Raw genomic sequence first — 7874 nt, forward strand, 5'->3', positions numbered from 1 at the left:
TTATTCCCCCGGCGCGACCGTGAAGATCAGATCCGTGCCAAGATGTTTCATGGTGCGCTGCAGCCTGCCGCTACGGGCATCGAAAATATGGAGGTCGCCCGCTTCATCTGATGTGAACATCAGGGGATGTTCATCCTGCGTCACGCCCACGATCGGGCTTGCGGCAGGCAAGGGAATGCGGCGCACGCGCTTGTGCGTATTCGTGTCGAATACCCATACTTCCGTGCCGTCTTCCTTGTGGGTCCAGAATGTTCCCCGGTGCATGAGCACATACAGTTCACCACTGCTGGCATGCAGGGCGGAAAGCTGCCAGCCACCGGGCCGCCATGCTACATCAAAGGCCGCGCGTGCGTCGGATGCGACCGGCATGCCTGCACCCTGCTGCAGGGACCATGGCGTGCCGATTTCGTCCGTCGTGCCCAGCTTGACGGGGTAGACCATGCCGCTGTTGGTAATGAACCACATATGCCCGTCATGCGTGCCGGGGCTGTGTTCCAGCACGCCATCGCGGTCCGGCACGAAGAAGGGGGCTGAATGGGTCAGTGACGCCTTGCCATCCGTGCCGATGGATACGTTGGCCAGTGTGCCATCCGCGCACAGCGAGGAAAACCCGCTGTTGCCCCACGGATACACCAGTGCGCAACCGGGCACTTCAACCGTCTGTTCGACCGTATGGGCATGCGTATCGATCACTTCCACGCCGTTGGTCGGACTCATGACATAGACATAGGCCCGGCTGCCATCGGCATTGATGGCCAGGTCATTTTTCTTTGGGGTGACCAGTGCGCGCGCGGGCAGCTTTTCATCCGACAGGACAGCCAGCGTATGCGGGTCATACTGGACCAGCAGGTCGTCGCGCTGCCCACGGTTGCCATGTGCCCATGTCGTTTCGGCAACATAGAAATGCTGTGCGTCCGGGGACTGCGCGACATTGGCGTTGTAGGCGGCCTGTACCATACCCAGCCGCCGGCCGTGGTCCGCATCAACAATATAGACCCGTCCGTCCTTGTTGTGGTCGTACACGGCGTCCTCGACCAGGATCGTGTGGGGACCGGGGGAGGGAAGGGTAATGGTATCGCTCTGTTCCGTCTGCAGAACGGGTTCGGCCCCGACCGCACCGGTCGGGGAAAGGGCGGTTGACGCAACCAGTCCACACAGGAAAAGGCCAAACAGGTTACGGCATGTGCCGCTGTAACTTGGAGTCATGAAATCGTTATCCCATCCAGGAATCATTCAAGGGTTATACCAGCATTATAGAACGATCAAGAAACGTTATGGCTTAGATGCACATATGTAACGGATATGTCACGTTTATTCTGAAAAAGCGCAAAATGCCGGATTGCCATCTGGAACCGGCCGGACTGATGGCGGTAAGATCAATTCTTCCCACGCATGGATGTGTGCGGAAGCCGTCTTCTATTTTCCGTACAGCGTGGCAGGCCGATCAATGGAAATACTTGTGGTTTCATCTTCCATATGCACGCTGGTCCTGTTGATGGCGGCGTGGACGTTGTGGCAGCTGCTGCGGCAGGTCCGGCAGATGTTTCGTGAAATCCCGCCGGTCGGCGCGCTGATCGGCGCGGCCGGCCCCCAGCCGGGCGACCGTTGCCCGGATCAGGCCTTTCATACCCTGATCCCTGGCCACGATGTCGTACTGACACAGGGGGCGTCTGCTGGCCGTCTGGTCATGTTCGTTGCATCGACCTGTCCCATTTCGCGCAAGATGATTCCGATCGCCCGCATGTTCTGCCAACGTGAAAAACTGGATCTGGTCTTTGCGGGCGACGATACCCCGCAGATGCAGCAGGCCTTCGTCAGCAGCCAGCATATCGACCCGGCAAGTTTCATAAACGACCCTGACCTTGGCCGCATCCTTGAAGTGGACAAGCTGCCTTCCGCTTTCCTGCTGGATGGGCAGGGACATATTCTTGCCCGTGGTCTGGTCAATAATCGTGAGCATCTTGAAAGCCTGCTCAACGCACAGGAAACCGGTTTCCGCACGACGCAGGATTATCTGGCGGCCCGTAAGGCGCAGCCTGCATAAATTGCGGCGGCCAGCCCTGAAATGCGGTCGTCTCGCTGTACGATGATATGTAATGCCATATTAACGGGCATCATGGTTTCATGGCGCCCGTTTTGATGTACAGGATGTCCTCCCGGATATGGCGCGCCATGTAGGGAAGTTGTCCGTACAACTGTGCCATGCCTTGCCAGAGATGGTCAGTTCAGACTAACAGGCAGAATACGTCAGGCCAGACAGTGGATATGTAAGGGACAGTTTGGAACAGCCGGGCCATACAACATCCTGTCAGTCATAGAGATCTCTTCTGTAAGTTTTTTGTAAAATTCAGAAAACGTTTCTTAAAAAACACCCAAAGATTTTTATTATTTTTTAAACAGGCTATCGACCAGCCATCTGGCCAGATCCATGATTTTTATCCACCTGTGATAATGGTTCTTAAAATAGGCATTGCGTTACATCTTAAGATATATATATCTTAAGATATGTCTATAGATCATAAATCTGGCAAGCTTTTTCCCATCACCAGTCAGCGCATGCCATGGCTGTGGGCAGGATAATATGTGATGCTGACAGTGGTCATCATCGTGATGCCTGCATGGCCCATTCTGTTCTGACTGGCAGACAGTGGGCAAGGTAATGACACCTGCGGGCCAATCCAGCGTGGGTGCCAGAAAAACATGGCCTGCCTGTTGTCCCCAGGCCAGGCCGGGCCCGTATGGCGGCCTGAGGGAACGCCCTCAATCTCGTCCATAAATCATGTCAGGCCTGTTATGGCATCGGTCATGCGTAGAAAACCCGGCAACATTGCCATGGCGGGGAAAGCCGCAGGCCGCGTGCGGGTCCACAAGTGCGGCCTTGTCGGAATCCACGGCAAAACAGTCTGAAAAAACAGGAACATTCCTATGCAGGTTATATCCCGCCCTCCCACACGTATCCGTCACCCCCTGCGACTGCGCATGATGCAGATTGCCCGCACGGAACAGGCTTCCCCCCATATCAGGCGAATCATTTTCAGCGGGAACGAACTGGAAGGTTTTACTACGTCCGCTGCCGATGACCATGTAAAACTGTTTTTTCCCCTGCCGGGTCATGACAGGCCGGTGCTGCCCCATCTGGGACCAGATGGCCGCAACCCAGCGCGGGAGCAGGACCCGGCCGTTATCATGCGTGATTATACCGTACGCCATTTTGACCCTGATGCGGGTGAACTGACGATTGAATTCGTCCTGCATGGTGATGGTCCCGCCGCAACATGGGCGGCGCAGGCCCAGCCGGGACACTGGCTGGGCATTGGCGGGCCACGCGGGTCATTCATCATTCCGGATGATTATGCGGCCTACCTGCTGATGGGGGATGAAACTGCACTGTCCGCCATTGCACGCAGGCTTGCGGAACTACCGTCCACCGCACATGTCACCGTCATGGTGGAAGTCGCGGATGCACGGGATGAACGTCCACTGAAAACTTCGTCCCATGCTACCGTGCACTGGCTGCACCGTAATGGCGTTCCGGCGGGGCATTCCATGGTGTTGCCAGATGCCCTTGCGGCCTTTTCCCTGACCTCGCCCGATACCCATGCGTGGATTGGTGCGGAAATCGGCATTGCGCGCCATCTGCGGGATCTGCTGCTGACCGAAAAAGGTCTTCCGCGCGATCAGGTCCGTGCTGCCGGTTACTGGCGGTTGGGGGCAGCGGATGGCGGTGCACGGGTAGAAGACTGATCCCCGGGTCCGTCTGTCCCCCACATGACCATGCGGGGATAGCCACAAAATAAAATGTTTCAGATCCCTTCGCATGGGCGGCCTTTCCATGGCATAGACACGATGCAAATGCGTCGCATTTATGGAATAGGTCGTCAGGGAGAGGCGTCGTGAGCACAGACAGGACAGAAGACCGCATACGTCTGGCACGTAACCGGGTGGCGGGGATCTTGCTTGCCAGCCTGATTTCATATCCCGTCGCCTATTTCGTAATGATGGACATTGCGCATGTACCAGGCGGTACCGTCGGTATCCAGCTTGGTCAGATCATGGCGCTAGCCTGCCTGCCGGTACTGATCGTGTTGTGCTTCAGCGCATATGCGGGCCTGTTGGGCGTGTGCGCGGCAGGATGTGTCGCGGTCCTTGCCGGATTGCTGATTTCCTGATGCGTGAAACCCTGCGCACTCGCATGGGGTGGTTACATGGCTGGGCCGGGTTTGTGGCTGGTCTGCTTGCCGTGTGCATTTTCATGACGGGCAGCCTGTCGGTGTTCGACACGGAAATCACGCGATGGATGCAGCCGGAAAATCAGGTCCCCGCCAATGCACCCCTTACCGATACCGCCCTGAATGCCGCATCCAGCCTGATTCATGATCAGCAGGTTCGTGGGGCATCGGTTTTCCTGACCCTGCCCTCCGTGCGGTCGCCAACCCTTGATGTGCTGCATTATGATGGGCGGCAGTTTGTCGGCACACTGTTCGACCCTCGCACTGGCACGTCCATTCCGGCCCGCGCCACGATGGGAGGGACCTTCTTTTTCAGTTTCCACTACACCCTGCTGGAAGGGATAACAGGCACCCGTATCGTCAATATTATTGGTGTTGTCCTGCTTGTCACCATCATATCGGGGATTGTGATTCATATCCGTGCACTTGTTCCTGATATCGTAAGGGTGCGCCTGTCTGCCGCCCGCCTGCGTGGGTGGCTGGATGCCCACCTGCTGGTTGGTGTGCTGGTGCTGCCCTTCACGATCATGATCATCTACACTGGCGTGCTGGTCAATGCGGGCCTGATCCTGCCCGCCACACCGCTGACAAGCCTGTTTACTCCTGAAAAGGTGCGAACGCCCCCTACATCCGGCATGAAGGCCGCGACGGTCATGCCACAACCCTTGCCGCCGCTCGCTCCGCTTCTTGCGACAGCACGGCGCGACCTGCAGGGGCGTGATGCGGGCTTTATCCTTTTTTCTCCCGATCATCTGAGCATATACGCCAGTGATGCATCCGGCCCCTTCCTGACCCGTGACCATGCCGATTTCAGCCTGCCGGATGGTCGCCTGGTGGGTATTACGACAACATCGGGCTCCGTCGCTCACACCATGCAGGTCATGCATGGTCTGCATTATGCCCGTTTTGCCCCCCTGGATCTGCGCTGGCTGTATTTCGTATCGGGTTTGTGCGGCACGGCCACCATCGCCAGCGGACTTGTCCTGTTCCTGATGAAACGTCGCAGCAGGTCAGGACACCGGATCGGATTTCGTGTGGGGGAAAGTCTGACTGTCTCCACACTGACCGGCTTGCCCATCAGCATACTGGCATTCCTGTGGTGCAATCATCTGCTACCCGCCAGCATGGCGGGACGGGACCGTCTGGAAATTGGCTGTTTTCTGGGCGCATGGATCCTGTGCACCGGACATGCTGGCCTGCAATCATCGGGCTTGCGCATGAATGGGGCATGGAAGACACAGTTATGCCTGATCGCGTTACTGGGGGGCGGCCTGCCCCTGCTTGATATCCTGACCTGCCCCAGGGCGGTCTATGGCCTGCCTGCCATCCATGCCGCGATAGACGGCATTGGAATGCTTGCGGCGGCTGTTGCCCTATATGTCCGCCACAGGCTGGAAAGCGACGGAAAATGACCTTTCCTGCCGCCTTCCTGCTCTGGCTCATGGCATTTTCATGTCATGTAAGGCTGCATCCTCTCCGTTATGGGGTCAGCCCCCTTGGCCCGCATGCACGACACATCGCGGTCACTGGCCGGATTGTGGCCCCTGGCGTCGCATGGGCACTGTCAGCCTGGCTGGATGGGGTGACGGGCGTACTCATATGGTTCGCCAGCCTGTCCATCGCAGGGTTGTGTGTGGCCCTGTGTCTGGCGTCACGCCGTCGCTGAGCGGGGACGGGCTGGCGGAAAGGGAGGCTTACCAGCCACCCCATCCCCATCCACCCACGAACCCACCGTATGGATAGCCGTAATAACCGGGATAGCCATAAACGGGATAACCATAGCCATCATACACGTACGGCGGCGGGCCACCGTACCATCCCGGGCCACCGCCCCAGCCACCACCGCCACGTGGACCGCGATCCCAGCCGCCGCCACGGGGACCGCCCCCCGGACCGCCACGGCCGCCAAATCCCGGCCCGCCATGACCACCACCGGGGCCGCCGCCGCCCGGACCGCCATGGCCACCACCCGGACCATGTTGCGCATGCGCTGTGGATGGCGGCAGAACCGGTGCAGCGGCCAGCGCCACGACAGTCAGAGCCATCGTCAGGGATTTCATATATCTCATTACCCTACTCCTTTTCCCTTAACCTGATATCACGTCACGACAAAACAATGGCGGATTGTCACACTACTGTATCAATATCTTATTTATTCCGGGAAACAGGCATGAAAGTCCTGCATGACCAGAGGACGATGCATACTTCAGTAATGATGACAGGATCAATTCGGCATGGAATCTACATACATTCTGAAAAAACTGGCGCGTTACCAAAAATGAGTACGAAATTACATAAATATAATTAATGGGAACGCAGGGACGGCGCCATGAAAAAAGAAAAATGCTGGCAGGTAAGACGTATATGCCTGCTGATCCGGAACCGGCTGCTGTCGCCCGGCAGATCATGGCATGGATGTTCCATGACGATAATGCAGGCCCATTCCGTGCCCCTGCGCTATGGTATGATGCCTGATGGCATGGTAGTTCACGCTGCTGATGGCGCGCGGATTGGCGCATGGAGCGGAATCTGGTCTTTACGTTGGGACTACCGGAAATTCATGTCGGTGATAACGGCATAACCGGGGCCGACAGCATTGTGATGCGTTATATGGCAGCCAATGCGGTTATGACGGTCAACCAGCCCCACATCATTCATGCCTGACCGACCATATTCCCCGATGATTTCTGGCGTGCAGAACGGAATGGTCCGTATTCCTCGCAGGCGACAAGGCGCTGATGCGTCCGGAGCGGGATTTTTTTCTGACCATTCAGTCAGCACATGACCAGACAGGCAGGTTGCCATCTGGTTGGGGCAATGCGATTGCCGCCTGCCACAGGGCATGCTGGATTACCCTGGGGGCCAGGGTTCTCTTGGCCGTGCTGTCACGGTCAACCATAGCCCCCTGCACCAACCGTTCCGCCACGTCACGGAACAGGATGTGTGAGGGGCGTCTGCCGCGCAACATGTCTTCGATTTCCGGTACGTACCATGGCCTGCTGGCCACACCACCCAATGCCACCCGACCATGCCGGATGACATCCCCGTCCATTTGCAGCCCTACAGCAACCGAGACGACGGCAAGCGCCAGGAAATTCAGGTCACGTATCTTGAGATAGGTATAATGACGACCGAATGAAACCGGCGGCAGATCAATTGACAGGACCAGTTCACCGGGGCGCAGGACGGTTTCAAGCCACGGAGTGCTGCCCGGCAGGCGATGATAATCGCGTGCATGGACCTGCCGCGCGCCCTGCGGTCCATACAGGTTGATCGTGGCATCCAGCATGGCCAGTACCACGCACATATCGGATGGGAAGGCGGCAATGCAGTCGGGGCTGGTGCCCAGTATGGCATGGACCCGGTTGCGCGCGCCCCGTGCGGCACATCCCGTCCCGGGCGCGCGCTTGTTGCATGCGGCGTTCGTGTCATAAAAATAGTGGCACCGCGTACGCTGATTGATGTTACCGCCATTGGTGGCAACATGCCGGATACGTGCGCTGGCTCCGGCAAGGAGGGCCGAGGTCAGTACGGGATAGCCGCTGCGCACTAGCGGATGGGCGGCCGTAGGGACTATCCTGAATTTTGTGCGGTGCAGTGATAATCTGCTCGAAGAGGAGCCCCCGCATGAGCATTGATAAAGAT

The 7874-nt window shown here is 57.7% G+C and carries 9 protein-coding genes; 6 read left to right on the forward strand and 3 right to left on the reverse strand.

The window, feature by feature from the left end; genetic code table 11:
* Nucleotides 1–1206: an amine dehydrogenase large subunit gene (locus MSKU9_RS02015; RefSeq protein ID WP_227002317.1), complete on the reverse strand. Its 1206-nt coding sequence runs from the start codon at nucleotides 1204–1206 to the stop codon at nucleotides 1–3.
* A 241-nt stretch (nucleotides 1207–1447) separates the two neighbouring features.
* Here MSKU9_RS02015 and MSKU9_RS02020 point away from each other — a divergent pair, with 241 nt between their 5' ends.
* The 5 genes from MSKU9_RS02020 to MSKU9_RS02040 all read left to right on the forward strand — a co-directional run bounded on the left by MSKU9_RS02020 (nucleotide 1448) and on the right by MSKU9_RS02040 (nucleotide 5895).
* On the forward strand, nucleotides 1448–2044 hold the full coding sequence (locus MSKU9_RS02020) for a thioredoxin domain-containing protein (RefSeq protein ID WP_141259684.1): 597 nt from the start codon (nucleotides 1448–1450) through the stop codon (nucleotides 2042–2044).
* 881 nt (nucleotides 2045–2925) lie between these two features.
* Nucleotides 2926–3744 (forward strand): siderophore-interacting protein, encoded by an 819-nt coding sequence (locus MSKU9_RS02025; RefSeq protein ID WP_141259685.1) that lies wholly within the window; start codon nucleotides 2926–2928, stop codon nucleotides 3742–3744.
* A 149-nt stretch (nucleotides 3745–3893) separates the two neighbouring features.
* Nucleotides 3894–4169, forward strand: coding sequence for a hypothetical protein (locus tag MSKU9_RS02030; protein WP_141259686.1), 276 nt, complete (start codon nucleotides 3894–3896; stop codon nucleotides 4167–4169).
* The gene (locus MSKU9_RS02035; protein ID WP_141259687.1) at nucleotides 4169–5641 is read left to right on the forward strand and encodes a PepSY-associated TM helix domain-containing protein; all 1473 of its coding nucleotides are present in this window, start codon (nucleotides 4169–4171) and stop codon (nucleotides 5639–5641) included. Before MSKU9_RS02030 ends, MSKU9_RS02035 begins: the two co-directional genes overlap by 1 nt.
* Nucleotides 5638–5895, forward strand: a complete 258-nt coding sequence (locus MSKU9_RS02040) for a hypothetical protein (RefSeq protein ID WP_141259688.1) — start codon at nucleotides 5638–5640, stop codon at nucleotides 5893–5895. Before MSKU9_RS02035 ends, MSKU9_RS02040 begins: the two co-directional genes overlap by 4 nt.
* A 28-nt stretch (nucleotides 5896–5923) precedes the next feature.
* On the opposite strand, the gene MSKU9_RS02045 is transcribed toward MSKU9_RS02040, so the two are convergent.
* A complete protein-coding gene (locus tag MSKU9_RS02045) occupies nucleotides 5924–6298 on the reverse strand; it encodes a hypothetical protein (RefSeq protein ID WP_193557611.1) in 375 nt (124 codons plus the stop codon).
* Between the two features lie 448 nt (nucleotides 6299–6746).
* Here MSKU9_RS02045 and MSKU9_RS17825 point away from each other — a divergent pair, with 448 nt between their 5' ends.
* Nucleotides 6747–6893 (forward strand): hypothetical protein, encoded by a 147-nt coding sequence (locus tag MSKU9_RS17825; protein ID WP_154670656.1) that lies wholly within the window; start codon nucleotides 6747–6749, stop codon nucleotides 6891–6893.
* A gap of 106 nt (nucleotides 6894–6999) precedes the next feature.
* On the opposite strand, the gene MSKU9_RS02050 is transcribed toward MSKU9_RS17825, so the two are convergent.
* Nucleotides 7000–7874 (reverse strand): FAD binding domain-containing protein (locus MSKU9_RS02050; RefSeq protein ID WP_227002318.1); only part of this gene is annotated, 875 nt, incomplete at its 5' end.

Origin of the sequence: Komagataeibacter diospyri (assembly GCF_006538165.1) — a bacterium.
In the GTDB taxonomy this organism is placed as follows: domain Bacteria; phylum Pseudomonadota; class Alphaproteobacteria; order Acetobacterales; family Acetobacteraceae; genus Komagataeibacter; species Komagataeibacter diospyri.